The sequence below is a fragment of the Pantoea sp. SGAir0418 genome, assembly GCF_043529865.1.
Genome location: NZ_CP027911.1, coordinates 2,724,202 through 2,739,146, shown reverse-complemented (window position 1 = coordinate 2,739,146; position 14,945 = coordinate 2,724,202). Strand labels below are relative to the sequence as shown.

The following is a 14,945-nucleotide window of genomic DNA, read 5'->3' as shown; positions in this document are numbered from 1 at the left end:
TCCGATTGTTAACTATAGACGAAACGGCAGAATCGGCTGCGACGTGGCACAGAACGATAACTTCTATACTGTGAAGACACCCATCAGGCAGGAGAACGTTATGACACTGGGCAAACAGAAAGTCGCCGTAGTGACCGCTTCAGATTCGGGGATTGGACGCAGCTGCGCCGTGATGCTGGCCGAGGCCGGCTACACCGTCGGCATTACCTGGCGCTCGGATGAAGAGGGCGCGCAGGAGACCGCGCGGCTGGTGGAGAGTAAAGGCCAGCTGGCCCAGGTGCGGCAGCTCGATCTATCCGATCCGCAGGCTGGCGGGCAGCAGCTGGCGCAGCTGATCAATTCGCTGGGCCGCATCGATGTGCTGGTGAACAATGCCGGCGTGATGACCAAAGCCGATTTTCTTGATGTGACCTTTGAGGACTGGCGCAAAGTCTTTACCGTTGACGTAGACGGCGCCTTTGTCTGCGGACAGATTGCCGCGCGTCATATGGTCGATCAGGGCGACGGCGGGCGCATCATCAACATCACCTCGGTGCATGAGCATACGCCGCTACCGGACGCCGCTGCCTATACCGCGGCCAAGCATGCGCTTGGCGGGCTGACCAAATCGATGGCGCTGAGCCTGCTGCCGCATCACATTCTGGTGAATGCCGTGGCGCCGGGCGCCATCGCTACGCCGATGAACGACATGAGCAACAGCGAGGCGCACAGCCGGCGCATGCCGGAAATCCCGATTGGCCGCCCTGGCGACACGCGCGAAATCGCCAGTCTGGTGGCGTGGCTGTGCTCGGAATGGGCCACCTACACCACCGGACAATCATTCGTGGTCGACGGCGGCTTTATGCTGGCCAACCCGCAGTTCAAGGGTTACCACAGTTAACCGGCGCGGCGGCGGTTCCAGCGGCGAATCACAAAGCGCAGCACGATGCCGAACACAATTGCCGCCGCCAGCCAGATGAAGTGCTTGAGGTGCTGATCAAGCTTGTGCAGCCACGGCGTGATGATTTCACCGGCGAAGTAGCCGAGGGTGACAAAAATCAGCGCCCACAGCGCGGCGCCAATGACGTTAAGCACGAAAAAGCGCAGCGGCTTAAGACGGCTGGTGCCAATAATAATCGGTCCAATCAGGCGAAAGCCGTACATGAAGCGCACGCCAATCACAAACAGGCTGGGGTGCTTCTGAATCAGCCGGTTAGCTTTTTTAATGGTGTCCTGATGTTTGCGGAAGCGCCGCAGAATGCGCGTGCCATAGCGGCGGCCAAGCCAGAACAGCAGCTGATCGCCAATAATGCCGCCGCCCATCGCCGCCAGCACCACGCCGCTGAAGTGCAGCAGGCCCTCGTGCGCCGCGACGCCGCCCAGCAGGGTAAAGGTTTCCCCTTCGGCAATGCAGCCAATCAGCAGTGCCAGGTAACCGTACTGGGTGATTAATCCATTGATATCGATGTGCAATTGCTCCTCCCTGGGTAAGCGATACAGCTAACAGTCTAGCTGGCTGCGGCTTTTTTTGTGCCGCTGGCCGCAAAAACAGCCGCGCCGATTATACTTGAACTGAAGCTGCCTGCATTGGACAGCCTGATCGCTGGGGCAGCCCGTCGCATCAGAGGAGTGATTGTATGAATCATGTCTGGGGTCTTCTGGCGCATCCCAATCAGGAGATGCGTGATATCAAGCAGGAAAACGAGAGCGTTTCGCACCACTACACCCATCACGTTCTGCTGATGGCGGCGATCCCGGTGATCTGCGCCTTTATCGGCACCACGCAATTGGGCTGGAATCTGGGCGAAGGGCAGTTCGTGCAACTCAACATGCTGACCGGTATTGGTCTCGGCATTCTGTTTTACCTAATCATCTTAGGCGGTGTGGCGGTGATGGGCCGCGTCATTCACTGGATGGCGCGCGACTATCCGCAGCGTCCCAGCATCCAGCGCTGCACCGTGTTTGCCGGCTATGTGGCAACGCCGCTGTTCATCAGCGGGCTGGTGGCGCTCTATCCGCTGGTGTGGCTGTGCGTACTGGCCGGAGCGTTAGCGCTGATGTACACCGGCTATCTGCTGTACGTCGGCATCCCGGTATTCCTTAACATTGACCGTGAAGAGAGCCTGCGCTTCTCCGGCTCGACGCTGGCGATTGGCGTGCTGGTGTTCGAGGTGCTGCTGGCGCTGACGGTGATTCTGTGGGGTTACGGACCACGCTTGTTCTGACCGTGAGAGGGGTCAGGTCGTCAGCCATGGCGACCTGACTGATCCCGCTGCGCCTGACAGCGTTTGTTATGCCCGCCTTTTTTAACGCCCGGAAACAATCTCCCTAAGAAATTTCGCAGACGAGCGCGTATGATAGCGCAGCCAGCCCGCGTCGCATCAGGCCTGACGCCGGCGGCCTGTGTTACAACACAGCGCAAACCTCCTCACCGGATTTTTTTGACACGATGTCTGTAAAAATGCGTATTTCTTTGCTGTCGCTGGCGCTGTTTGTCGCCGCGCCAGCTGCGATGACTCCGGCGCTCGCCGCCGCAGCAAAACTGGCCGATCTGGCGCCGATTGCCCAGCCGCAAATCGCCTCCGGCAGCGCGCTGATTGTCGATCTCGATAATAACAAAGTGCTGTTTTCCAGCCATCCGGATCGGGTGCGGCCTATCGCGTCGATCACCAAAGTGATGACTGCGATGGTGGTGCTGGATGCCCGGCTGCCGATGGACGAAATGCTGTCTGTGGATATCAGCCAGACGCCCGAAATGCGCGGCGTATTCTCGCGCGTGAAGCTCAACAGTGAAATCAGCCGCCGCAACATGCTGCTGCTGGCGCTGATGTCCTCGGAAAACCGCGCGGCGGCCAGCCTGGCGCATCACTATCCCGGCGGTTACGACGCCTTTATCCGCGCTATGAACGCCAAAGCGCGCGCGCTCGGCATGACGCACACCCACTACGTAGAGCCGACCGGTTTGTCGCTGCATAACGTTTCCAGTGCGGAAGATCTGGTGAAGCTGCTCAAGGCCACGCGCCAGTATCCGCTGATTGGTCAGCTGAGCACCACCAAAGAGGAGACGGCGGTGTTTAAACACCCCAGCTACGCGCTGCCGTTCCGCAATACTAACCACCTGGTGTACAAAAATGACTGGCGCATACAACTGACCAAAACCGGTTACACCGACGAGGCCGGTCACTGCCTGATAATGCGTACCATGATTAATAACCGCCCGGTAGCGCTGGTGGTGCTGGATGCGTTTGGCAAATATACCCACTTTGCCGATGCCAACCGCCTGCGCGACTGGCTGGAAACCGGCAAGGCGGCGCCGGTGCCGGCGGCCGCGCTGGCGTACAAAAAGCAGAAAGCGTCGCAGCTTGCCAGCAGTGCGGACGTGGAGTAACGCAACCTGTTACTCAGCGTAGCGGCGCAAGGGAGTGCGCCGTGTGTCGTGGTGGCGCGTGGCTGACGGTCAACGGCGCTTAAATGAACAAAATTTCTTATCGTTAGCACCAATGTTTTACGCCACCATTCCTATAGTTTCCCTGACGGCAAAGTCCTACACTGGCGACCATTCACGGTCAACCTTGCGTTTATAGGCTGTTATTGCGCTGGAATCTCACTCATATGTTCAAGTTTCGTTCTCTGTTTACCCCGTTCCTGCTGCTACTGGTGTTATTCATGCCGGCGCTCAGCTATGCGGATGACAACGCCGCGCCCGCGCAGCAGGAAGAAGACGCGGCACCGAAGGTCAATCCGGCGGTTGAACTGCCGAAGATGCAGAAGATCCTCGACAAAATTAAGGGCCAGGTGTCTGGCGATACCAACGAAAACCAGCTCAACCAGCTCAATGAGATGGCGCTGGAGCTGTCAGGTAATGCGGAAACCCTCGGCCAGGCGCTGATTCCGCAGCGTCAGCAGCTGGATGCGCAGCTGGCGGTGCTCGGCCCGGCGCCGAAGGCGGACAGCGGCGTGAGAGAGACGCCGGAAGTGACGCGCAAACGCGCCGCGCTGGAGAATCAGAAGGGCAAGCTGGATGATCAGATCAAGCAGGCCGACGGCATCAAAAACGGGGCGCTGGTACTGTCCTCACAGATCGTCAACCTGCGGCGCGATCAGCTGAAAAGCCAGCTGGCGCTCAACTCCGGCAGTATTTTAGGGCCACGCTTCTGGTCACCGCTGTTCAGCCGTCAGGACCTGGATGGCGAAAAAATTGGCGACTTTATCAGCGAGCTGCAGGATACCGCCGCGCTGTCGTGGGAGCCGGGCTGGCGCGTGGGCACGGTCGGCTGGCTGCTGGCGGCGCTGCTGGTGATGACGCTGGGCCGGCGTTACAGCGAAGAGTTTCTGGCGTGGGTCAGCATTCACAAACTGCCGGAAGGGCGGCTGCGCCGCAGCTTCCTCGCGGCGGCGATTGCGCTGACCACGCTGGCGGCCGTGGTGCTGACCTTTAACTTTCTCTCGCTGGCGTTTGTGCGCCGCGATGAAGTGTCCAGCGACGTGCAGGATTTTATCAGCCGTCTGGTGCAGCTCAGCGTTTACTGCGGACTGATCGCCGGTCTCGGCCGCGCATTTCTGTCAACGCGCCGCCCGAGCTGGCGTCTGCCGAGCATCTCCAGTGAAGTGGCGCTGGCGCTGAAGCCGTTCCCGCCGATTACCGCCGCGCTGGTGTTTATCTTCCAGACCGCCGAGTCGTTTAACTACACGGTCGGCACCAGCCTGAACACCACCATTTTTGCTAACGGCCTGACGGCGCTGCTGATTGGCAGCACCGGGCTGGCGATCAGCATGCGCACCAATCGCGTGCGTCGTCGCATGGCGCAGGCCGGCAATCCGCCGGAAGCGCGTCCGACAATCGTCGGCCTGGTGCAGCTCGCGCTGACGGTCACCGCCGTGGCGATTCTGGTTTCGCTGATTGTCGGCTACGTCACGCTGGCGCGCTTCCTCAGCTATGAAGTGATCTGGTGCGGCATCCTGTTTGGCTCGTTCTACTTCCTCAGTCATCTGATCAACGACGGTTGTGAAAGCCTGTTCTCCACCAACAACGCGACCGGCAAGCGGTTGCAGACCTCGCTGAATATTGACGAGCGCTATCTGCAGCAGGCCGCAACGCTGCTCAGCGCCGTGGGTAAAACTCTGCTGGTGGCATTTGTCGCGCTGGCGCTGCTCAACGGCACATTTGCCTCGTCCACGCCGATTGAGCTGATCCAGAAAGTCATTGAGTTCTGGGGTGGCAAAGGGCTGGAGTCGCTCAACATTGTGCCGGCGCACATGGTGAACGCCATTCTGTGTCTGGTGGTGGGTATTTACGTGCTGCGCTCGGTGCGGCGCTGGCTGGACAAAGAGTTCCTGCCGAAGACCACCATGGATATCGGCATGCGCGTATCGCTGGTGACGCTGTTCAGTAATATCGGCTACGTGCTGATTATTTTGCTGACGCTGTCGATTATGGGGCTGCAATGGAACAAGCTGGCGTGGATCGTCAGCGCCCTGTCGGTGGGTATCGGTTTCGGCTTACAGGAGATCGTGAAGAACTTTATCTCCGGTCTGATCCTGCTGACCGAGCGTCCGGTGAAGGTCGGCGATCTGGTGAGCATCAGTGGCATCGAAGGGGATATTCGCCGTATTAACGTGCGTGCGACTGAGATTCAGCTGGGCGATAAATCCACGGTGATTGTGCCGAACTCGCAGCTGATTTCGCAGAACGTGCGTAACGCCACCATGGGCAATGCGCAGGGCGTGGTGACGATTCAGCTGACCTTTCCGCTGGATATCGATCCGGTGCAGGTGCGCGAGCTGTTGCTGGACGTGTACCGCGAGAACGAGCGTATTCTCGAAACGCCGGAGCCGTCAGTTTCGTTTAAAGATTTGACGCCGGCCGGTATTGTGCTGAGCGTGACCGGCAACGTCGCCAGCCAGCGCCAGATTTCCGGTGCGAAAAGCGACCTGCTGTTCGATATCCTGACGCGCCTGCGTAAAGAGGGCATCGTGCTGTCGACGCCGCAGACCATGATTATCGAACGCCGCGCGCTGCCGGCGACGCAGAATGAAGGTGAAGCGTTGCCATAATGGCATGAGACCGTAGCGGCGCAATTCATTGCGCTAAGGTTTGCCTCTGATGCAGCAAACCCGCGCGATAAATCGCGCCGCTACGGGTCCGGCAGATCTGACTCAGGCTTTCACCGCCCAGCCTTTGTGCTTACTGGTTTTCCCGATGCCCGGGTTAAAGGTATTGGTCGGATCGAGCTGGCGGTAAAACGCCTGCAGCTGCGGTTTGGCCGCATACAGATGGCCAACGTTATGCTCTGCCGGATACTCCGCGCCGCGCGCCGCGAGGATCGCCAGCATCTTCTCCTTCAGCGCATGGGCATCTACGCCTTTCTTCACAATGTAATCCTGATGGAACACGTGACAGAAGAAGTGGCCGTAGTAAAGGCGATGAATCAGATCGTTATCAAACTCCGGCGGCAGGCGCTCAAACCACTCCTGATCGTTGCGGCGCAGCGCAATGTCCAGCGCCAGAATATCCTCCACTTCGTCAGCGTGCACCGCGTGATAGCGCACGGCGGCACCGGCTGCGGCAAAACGATGCAGAAAGGCGTGCGCGCCCTCTTTGGCGTCGCAGGCAAAGAACTCACCGCCGCCTTCGCGGAAATACTCCTGCAGATACGCCTGCGCTTCGGCCACGCCGTCGCCGGACATCTTCAGCATCAGGTGGTGCTCGTATTTGTCACGATACTGCTTCAGGCGCTTCGGCAGGTGCGCCGGGAACCAGCGGCTGATGCGTTGCAGCAGGCGATCGGTCAGGTGCGGCTTAACGAAGCTCAGCTTGCTGAGCCAGGCATCAACCCGGCCTTTGAGGGTGAAAAACAGCGGCATCTTGTCGGTGCCGAGTTTATCAATCATCACAAAGGTGTCTTTGCCGTAGACCTCGGCGATGTCGAATATATCGCGGTGCATGTACTCACCGGCGACCGGTAAATGGGTAAACTCCGCCAGCATGTGGCGACGCAGCTCGCCGAGCGTCGCTGGGTCGTTGGTGCCAATGTAAAATACCTGCTGCTTCGGCTCGGTGGGGAAGGTGTCGAGCCGCACGGCAAACACCGCCAGTTTGCCGGCGCAGCCTGACGCCTCAAACAGGCGCCTTTGGTCGGCGTTGAAACGCGCCGGCGTATCGGCATGAATGTCCCGCACCCGCTCGGCGTATTCGTGGTCGGACGCGTGGCGCGCATCCCAGCGCACATCATCCGGCTGCCAGCGCTCGTCGTCCAGCCGGCCGAGAATCTCTTCCGGCGAATGACCGAGGTCGATGCCCAGATGGTTGACCAGCCGGAGCTTGCCGTCGGCGTCCACCTGCGCAAACAGCGCCATTTCGCTGTAGGCCGGGCCGCGTTTGATCAGCGAGCCGCCGGAGTTATTGCAGATGCCGCCCAGCACCGAGGCGCCGATGCACGAGGAGCCAATCACCGAGTGCGGCTCGCGCCCCAGCGGTTTAAGGGTTTTCTCCAGCTGATACAGCGTGCTGCCGGGGAAGGCGAGGATCTGCCTGCCGCCGTCGATCAGCTGCAGTTTGTCGAGACGCAGGGTACTGATGATCACCACCGGGCGATCGTAATCGTTGCCGTTGGGCGTTGAACCTTCGGTCAGACCGGTATTGGCGGCCTGCATCAGCACGATGGCATCGGCCTGTACCAGCGCCTGCAGCACGCGCCATAGCTCCAGCAGCGAGCCGGGGAAAACCACCGCCAGCGCATCGCCCTCGCCGGAACGGAAACCCTTACGATAGCGCGCGGTCTGCTCCGCGTCGGTCAGCAGCTGTGATGCGCCGACCAGACGGCGCAGCTCGGACAGCAGGGCAGGGTGTGAGGTGTTGTTATTCATTAGCCTATCCTTGTCGTTAACGTGGCGTTTCTACTGTAGCACGCGTCGGCCACGGGGGCGCAGTGTGACAATGGCGGCTACCTGCTATCCTCATCTTGTGGCACACTGCCCCGGTTATTTCGATATTGCGCAGTTACTTAAGAGAACCCGACCTGATGAAATGGATTTACTCTGTTAGCCTCGCTGTTTCCCTTGCCGTGCAACCCGCGTTTGCGGATGACCTGTTCGGCCCCCATCCAATGACGGAACAGGCGCGCGACGCCTTTGTTAATCAGCTGCTGAGCAAAATGACGCTGGATGAAAAGATTGGGCAGATGCGCCTGATCAGCGTCGGTCCGGATACGCCAAAAGAGGCGATTCGCGACATGATTCAGCACGGCCAGGTCGGGGCGATTTTCAATACGGTAACGCGTCCGGATATCCGCGCCATGCAGGATCAGGTCATGCAGCTCAGCCGCCTGAAGGTGCCGCTGTTCTTTGCTTATGACGTGGTGCACGGCCAGCGCACCATTTTCCCGATTCCGCTCGGCCTCGCCGCCAGCTGGGATCTGCAAGCCGTTAGCGAAGTGGGGCGCATCTCGGCCTATGAAGCGGCAGACGATGGCCTCAACATGACCTGGGCGCCAATGGTGGATGTGTCGCGCGAACCGCGCTGGGGCCGCGGCTCTGAAGGGTTTGGCGAGGATACCTATCTCACTTCGCAGATGGGCAGTGCGATGGTCAAAGCCATGCAGGGCAAGAGCGCCGCCGACCGCTACGCCATCATGACCAGCGTTAAGCACTTTGCAGCTTACGGCGCAGTGGAAGGCGGTCGCGATTACAACACCGTCGACATGAGCCCGCAGCGCCTGTTCCAGGATTATCTGCCGCCGTATAAAGCTTCGCTGGATGCCGGCAGCGGCGGCGTGATGGTGGCGCTCAACTCGCTGAACGGCACCCCGGCCACCGCCGACAGCTGGCTGCTGAAAGATATTCTGCGCAACGACTGGAAATTCAAAGGCATCACCATCAGCGATCACGGTGCCATCAAAGAGTTAATCAAACACGGCGTCGCCAGCGATCCGCAGGATGCCGTGCGTATTGCGCTGAAATCCGGCATCGACATGAGTATGAGCGACGAGTATTACAGCAAATACCTGCCGGGGCTGGTGAAAAGCGGCGCGGTGAGCATGGCGGAAATCGACGATGCGGCCCGTCACGTGCTCAACGTTAAATATGACATGGGCCTGTTCAACGACCCGTACAGCCATCTCGGTCCGAAAGGCAGCGATCCGCAGGACACCAATGCGGAAAGCCGCCTGCACCGGGCGGAAGCGCGCGACGTGGCGCGCCGCAGTATGGTGCTGCTGAAAAACTGGCATGAAACCCTGCCGCTGAAGAAAGAAGCGACCGTGGCGCTGGTGGGACCGCTGGCCGATAGCCAGCGCGATATCATGGGCAGCTGGTCGGCTGCGGGCGTGGCGAAGCAATCTGTCTCGCTGCTGCAGGGCATGCGCAGCGCCATGGCCGGCAAAGGCACCGTGCTGTATGCCAAAGGGGCCAATATTTCTGATAACAAAGGTATCCAGAACTTCCTCAACCTGTATGAGCAGGCGGTCAGCGTCGATGCCCGTTCGCCACAGCAGTTGATTGACGAAGCGGTCGCGCAGGCGAAAAAAGCGGACGTGGTAGTGGCGGCCGTGGGCGAGGCGCAGGGCATGGCGCATGAAGCGTCGAGCCGCAGCGACCTGGTGATCCCGCCGAGCCAGCAGAAGCTGCTGGCGGCCCTGAAAGCCACCGGGAAACCGCTGGTGATTGTGCTGATGAATGGCCGTCCGCTGGCGCTGGTGAATGAGGACCGCATGGCGGATGCGATGCTGGAGACCTGGTTCAGCGGTACCGAGGGCGGTAACGCCATCGCCGATGTGCTGTTCGGTGATTACAACCCATCGGGCAAACTGCCGGTGTCATTCCCGCGCTCGGTCGGTCAGATTCCGATTTATTACAATCATTTGCCAACCGGCCGTCCGTACAATTTCGAGAAGCCGAACAAGTACACCTCGCACTACTACGACGCGGTCAACGGTCCGCTCTATCCGTTTGGTTACGGTTTGAGCTATACCCAGTTCAGCGTGTCGCCGGTGAAGATGTCTGCGCCGACCATGCCGCGTAACGGCACGGTGGAAGCCAGCGTGACGGTGACGAATACCGGCAAACGCGATGGTGCCACGGTGGTGCAGCTGTACCTGAACGATCCGGTCGCCAGTATCAGCCGTCCGGTGCAGGAGCTGCGCGGCTTCCAGCGCATTATGCTGAAGGCCGGCGAGTCGCAGACCGTGCGCTTTAAGATTGATGTCGATGCGCTGAAGTTCTGGAATCAGAAGATGCAGCACGTCGCCGAGCCGGGCAAATTCAACGTGATGATCGGTCTGGATTCAGTCAGAACCCAGGATGCGCAGTTCGATTATTTGTAATTGAGGGTTTGTTATCCTGATTTTTCCCTCACCCTCTCCCGGCGGGAGAGGGAACCGATCAAACCGACTTTTAGCGGATATTATCCTCTGACCTGCCCGCTTCAGCGAACTGCCCCCTCTCCCGCGCGCGGGAGAGGGCTGGGGTGAGGGAAAAGGTCATTAGCGCAAGAACGAACAAATGAATCTCCGCCACCGCATCGAACAGCAGGTCTTTCGCCTTAACGGCCTGTCGCTCAACGAGTTTGACATCTCTCAACCGCCGGGCGATCCCGGCCTGTTCGGCCCTGACCACATCATCTGGCAGGTGCACGGCGACTTTCCCGCGATGCTGTGCGGCGGCATCAGCGCGCTGATGCTACAGATGCTGCATCCGGCGGCGCTGGCGGGCGTGTGGGATCACTCCAGTTTCCGCCAGGATATGCTCGGCCGGCTGCGGCGCACCAGCCAGTTCATCGCGGTCACCACCTTCGGCAACACCGCCGATGCGCATACGCTGATTGAGCGGGTCAAACGCATCCATCTGCGCGTCACCGGCATCGATAACACCGGCAAACCCTATGCCGCCAGCGATCCGCATCTGCTTACCTGGGTGCACGTTGCAGAAACCAGCCGCTTCCTGGCCGCGCATCTGCGCTACAAAAATCCGCAGCTCAGCCTCGCCGATCGCGATCGTTATTACGCCGAAGCGGCGCGTGTGGCGGAAGCGCTTGGTGCGCAGCAGGTGCCGAAAAGCGTAGAGGCGGTTGAGGCCTATTTACAGACGATGCGGGCAGAGCTGGTTTACGATGCGCGCACTCACGAAGTGATGCAGCTGCTGCTTAATGCGCCAGCACCCAGTTGGCAGGCGAAACCGGCGATGCGCGTCATGCTGCGGGCTGGCTGTGGTCTGCTGCCCGACTGGGCGCAACAGCTGATGCAACAGCCGATCGGGCCAGTGGCGCAATGGCGGATTGATAAGCAGATCGCGTTGATTGCCGCCCTGTTGCGCTGGTCAATCCAGCGTGGCGCCTGGGCGCGTGCCATGCAGCGCATGGGGCGCGATCCGCGTTACAGGTGAAATTCATCCTGCTTGCTGGTGTAGCTACGCGGCGTGCGCGCCTCGCGTTTCAGCAGGAGCTGGCGCTGCTGATAGTGATGCAGCAGCATGCCCAGGCCAACGCCCAGTAGCGCCAGCGGCACCAGCGTGTAGTAGATATCCAGCGGCAGCAGCACCAGCAGCGCGATGGCACCGACGATCAGCGTCAGGGCTGCCATCACCCACGTATAGCGGACAAACAGCCACAGCAGCAGGGCGAGAATCACGATTTCGCGCAGATTGAGATCGAGGGTTTGCAGCACCATGACGACAGCTCCGCAACAGAAGAGTGCGCTGACAATAGCATGCGAAGCGGTAAAAGAATCGCAAAAAAATCTGAAGCTTCGCCGCCGCTGCCCCCGCCATTCTTAAGCCGGGCTGAACGATGGCCTGGCGCACTTTGAGAGTTTTACCCTTGTGTCACATGGCGCGAGTGCCGATCCTGCTCTATTCTCGGGGAAAATGGATCCCTCCAGGCATTGTCGAGGCGTTATGACACACCAACCTCTGATTGCTGAGGTGCCGAATCAGCAACACACTTTAACCGCCATCGTCGAACAGGATGCGCGTACCGCCTATTTTTATATCTGGCCGAACGACCTGTTCCGCAGTCAGTACGCCGTGCGCGGCTGCTGGTTGCGCAATCTGCTGCCGGCACCGGCGCAGGAAGATCGCGAAGCGATGGAGCAGGGTATTGCGCCGCTGCTCAGCGCCAGCTATTGCCGCACGCTGGAAGCGGAGCCGATGCTCGATCCGGCCGGCCTGCAGATTCTGTGGGAGCCCAGCGACGACGGTGCCGCGCTGTGGTATTACGGCCAGCTGCTGGCGGTGATCCCCGGCTGGAGCCTGTATCAGGACAAGCAGGTCAGCTTCTCGGCGGGCTGCATCAAAGAGAACCGTCTCACCGCGCCGCTCGGTTCAGCCTCCACCAACGATTACTACGCGCGCGCCGAACAGCAGCGTCATTTCTGGCGTGACTGGCACGATGGCCAGCAGTGGGATCGCGTGCAGAGCGAGCTGCTGCAACGTTACCAGGCGCAGTTTGGTGAGTCGGTAAAATATTACGCCATCGATCAGGGCAACTGGCCGCCGATGGCGATTTCACAGCACTGGCATAACGGCGTGTGGTATTTCTTCACGCTCGGCATGAGTATCCGGCCGATGCCGCAGGTGGATTACCTGTTTGACGAGCTGGCACCGCAGTACCGGCGTGTAGAGCTGGCGATGGCGGTGGATGGCGAAGTGATGACCGAGGCCAACGCGGTGCAGATGGCCAGCGCGCTGGCGGAGTTTGCTCATCTGCCGTGGGCGCGGCTGACGTGGATTGGCGAAGGGCACACGCTGGCGTCGGAAGTTGCGCCGGTCGGCTTTGAAAGCTTCCTGCTGGCCAACGGGCTGGCGGGCGAAAACGCGCAACTGCGGCTGCCGAAGCGCGACGGCGATCGGCCAAATCTGCTGTGGGCGACGCCGATCACCGAAGCCGAGCGGCTGTTTGCCCAGGCGGACGATCGCGGCGGCCAGCAGCTGCTGCAGCGTTTGCTGGCGCAGGGCAGCGATCATGTGTTCCGTCCGCGCCAGGAAGTGGTGGAGTCCGCACCGTAGTGCCTGCCGAAAAAGCCCCGACATACCCCTCTGGCAGCGACCAGGCGGGTATTAAGCGGATGCTTCCCGTTCCAGCCATGCGACAAAGCGGTTTAGCGAGGATGATTTATCCACGTCAGGCGCAATTAACGCCACGTAGCGGCTCCCCTTCGCCTCAAAAGCTAACGGGGTGACAAGCCGGTTGCCCTGCAGATCATGTCCCAGCATTTGTATTCCACCGATACCCACACCGACGCCATCAATAATCGCCTGCAGACTAATATAATTGTGTTCGAATCGCTGAAAACGTTCCGGACGCACCTCGCCGACGCCAGCCTGCTTCATCCACCGTTCCCACTCGCCTGACCGCGTACTGGATAACACGACAACGTGGGTTGCCAGGTCTGCAGGGGTGTTCAGCGCTTTTGTGGCTAACAGTTTCGGCGCGGCAATCAGGGTGAGCTTTTCCTCAAATAACGCTTTCTTCTCAAAGTAACGCCATTCAGGTTTGTTCAGCGCATCCCGGCGAATCAATACGTCAAAGCCAGATAGCCCTTTCACCTCCGAACTGTTTGAGGTGGATACCGAGATTTCAATGTCAGGATATTGGCGGTGGAATGCCGGCAGGCGCGGGATCAACCAGTGCATCGCAAAGGTGGTTTGCGCATTGACGCGTATCGTGCGGGTGTTGGGTGTTTTGCCAAAGCGCACCGCAGCATCGCTGATGATGTCAAAAGCGGTGCTGATCTCTGCGGCAAAAGCCCGGGCATGTTCCGCCGCCACGCTGCGCTGTCCCTGGCGTTCAAATAACGGTTGTCCCAGCCACTCTTCAAGCAATTTGATCTGGCGGCTAACGGCACCGTGAGTCATCCCTAATTCCTCAGCCGCGTCACTCAGGCTGTTGGCGTGTGCGGCCGTTTCGAACAGCCGCAATGCATTCAACGGCGGCAGGTTACGTTTTTTCATCTGTGACTTTTAGTATCAGTGATGGGCAATATTTATCGATATTATGATCGAATTGCCCTCATTAAGATGCGTGCTTTGCCGTTGAAAATGAGGAAAGTCAGTGGGTGATTATCTCTTTGTGACGCTGATCGCGATCCTCTCCGGGGCGCTGAGTGGCATCATCGGCACCGGTTCTTCGTTACTGCTGCTGCCGCTGATGGTCAGCAATTTCGGCCCCAGAGTGGCGATGCCGGTCATGGCTATCGCCGCAATCCTGGGAAATCTCTCGCGCATCGCGGTCTGGTGGCGTGAAATCGACTGGCGCGCCACTCTGGCCTATAGCCTGCCTTGCGTACCAGCTGCGTCGTTAGGCGCACATGTGCTGCTCTCTTTACCTGCCTGGATCATTGATGGCGCGCTGGGTCTGTTTTTCTGGGTGATGATTTTGGTCAGACGCAGCCTGAAAAACAGTCACTGGACGCTCTCGATAAAGCAGTTAGGGCTTTGTGGTGGCGTGGTGGGTTTTCTGACCGGACTGGTTCTTTCCACCGGACCGGTGAGCGTGCTGATTTTTACCGCCTATGGATTGAGTCGTGGCGCATTTATTGGCACGGAAGCATCGAGCGCCTTGCTGTTATATTTCAGCAAGGTCAGTACGTTTGCCTTCCAGCAGGCGCTCTCAATGCAGATTGTGCTCACCGGTGTGTTAGTGGGCAGTGGCATTATGCTGGGCACCCTGAGCACGAAGGTGATAGTCCAGAGACTGTCAGTCACACAATTTGCCGTGCTGATAGACGTCATTCTGTTTATTTCCGGCGCAGGATTAATCGTTAATGCCTGGTCAGGAGCACCATAAAGTTACGTTTCATTCTTTGCACTCTCTTCATTGCTGAGGAACAGCAGGGTAAGGCCAGTGACAATAAGCGCTCTTATGATCACGCTATTCAATCAGTTAACCATTTTGTGATCTCGCGCACCTCAAGTTCCTCTGTAACAAGCCGTTAACCTCGATCAGGCAACTCGCCACACCAGGGTAAGGGCACACC

12 protein-coding genes are annotated in these 14,945 nt (G+C 59.3%); 8 read left to right on the top strand and 4 right to left on the bottom strand.

Features of this window, described 5'->3' with window-relative positions:
• Positions 1–100 precede the first annotated feature (100 nt).
• Positions 101–880, top strand: a complete 780-nt coding sequence (locus tag C1N84_RS12730) for an SDR family oxidoreductase (protein WP_058757839.1) — start codon at positions 101–103, stop codon at positions 878–880.
• Here the strand turns inward: C1N84_RS12730 and C1N84_RS12725 are convergent.
• Complete coding sequence (locus tag C1N84_RS12725) at positions 877–1,452, bottom strand: DedA family protein (protein ID WP_021508476.1); 576 nt, start codon at positions 1,450–1,452, stop codon at positions 877–879. The two genes, C1N84_RS12730 and C1N84_RS12725, sit on opposite strands and share 4 nt — an antisense overlap.
• 164 nt (positions 1,453–1,616) lie before the next feature.
• Between C1N84_RS12725 and C1N84_RS12720 the strand changes: the two genes are divergently transcribed.
• The 3 genes from C1N84_RS12720 (at position 1,617) to C1N84_RS12710 (ending at position 6,033) form a co-directional block, all read left to right on the top strand.
• Positions 1,617–2,204, top strand: a complete 588-nt coding sequence (locus C1N84_RS12720; protein ID WP_021508475.1) for a Yip1 family protein — start codon at positions 1,617–1,619, stop codon at positions 2,202–2,204.
• A 224-nt stretch (positions 2,205–2,428) separates the two neighbouring features.
• The gene (gene pbpG / locus C1N84_RS12715) at positions 2,429–3,367 is read left to right on the top strand and encodes a D-alanyl-D-alanine endopeptidase (protein ID WP_058769479.1); all 939 of its coding nucleotides are present in this window, start codon (positions 2,429–2,431) and stop codon (positions 3,365–3,367) included.
• A gap of 224 nt (positions 3,368–3,591) precedes the next feature.
• Complete coding sequence (locus C1N84_RS12710; RefSeq protein ID WP_264441498.1) at positions 3,592–6,033, top strand: DUF3772 domain-containing protein; 2,442 nt, start codon at positions 3,592–3,594, stop codon at positions 6,031–6,033.
• Between the two features lie 102 nt (positions 6,034–6,135).
• Here C1N84_RS12710 and dld read toward each other — a convergent pair whose 3' ends face one another.
• Positions 6,136–7,845, bottom strand: coding sequence for a D-lactate dehydrogenase (gene dld / locus C1N84_RS12705; protein WP_104092722.1), 1,710 nt, complete (start codon positions 7,843–7,845; stop codon positions 6,136–6,138).
• 155 nt (positions 7,846–8,000) lie between these two features.
• Between dld and bglX the strand changes: the two genes are divergently transcribed.
• Both bglX and C1N84_RS12695 read left to right on the top strand, forming a co-directional pair.
• Positions 8,001–10,298, top strand: coding sequence for a beta-glucosidase BglX (bglX, locus tag C1N84_RS12700; protein ID WP_031279874.1), 2,298 nt, complete (start codon positions 8,001–8,003; stop codon positions 10,296–10,298).
• Between the two features lie 178 nt (positions 10,299–10,476).
• Complete coding sequence (locus C1N84_RS12695) at positions 10,477–11,355, top strand: oxygenase MpaB family protein (RefSeq protein ID WP_211725767.1); 879 nt, start codon at positions 10,477–10,479, stop codon at positions 11,353–11,355.
• Here C1N84_RS12695 and C1N84_RS12690 read toward each other — a convergent pair.
• Positions 11,346–11,639 (bottom strand): hypothetical protein, encoded by a 294-nt coding sequence (locus C1N84_RS12690; RefSeq protein WP_058757834.1) that lies wholly within the window; start codon positions 11,637–11,639, stop codon positions 11,346–11,348. The two genes, C1N84_RS12695 and C1N84_RS12690, sit on opposite strands and share 10 nt — an antisense overlap.
• 226 nt (positions 11,640–11,865) lie before the next feature.
• Between C1N84_RS12690 and C1N84_RS12685 the strand changes: the two genes are divergently transcribed.
• Positions 11,866–12,975 (top strand): suppressor of fused domain protein, encoded by a 1,110-nt coding sequence (locus tag C1N84_RS12685; protein WP_021508468.1) that lies wholly within the window; start codon positions 11,866–11,868, stop codon positions 12,973–12,975.
• Between the two features lie 51 nt (positions 12,976–13,026).
• Here C1N84_RS12685 and C1N84_RS12680 read toward each other — a convergent pair whose 3' ends face one another.
• Positions 13,027–13,920, bottom strand: coding sequence for a LysR substrate-binding domain-containing protein (locus tag C1N84_RS12680; RefSeq protein ID WP_211725766.1), 894 nt, complete (start codon positions 13,918–13,920; stop codon positions 13,027–13,029).
• Between the two features lie 100 nt (positions 13,921–14,020).
• On the opposite strand from C1N84_RS12680, the gene C1N84_RS12675 reads away from it, so the two are divergent.
• A complete protein-coding gene (locus C1N84_RS12675) occupies positions 14,021–14,755 on the top strand; it encodes a sulfite exporter TauE/SafE family protein (RefSeq protein WP_394541634.1) in 735 nt (244 codons plus the stop codon).
• Positions 14,756–14,945 lie beyond the last annotated feature (190 nt).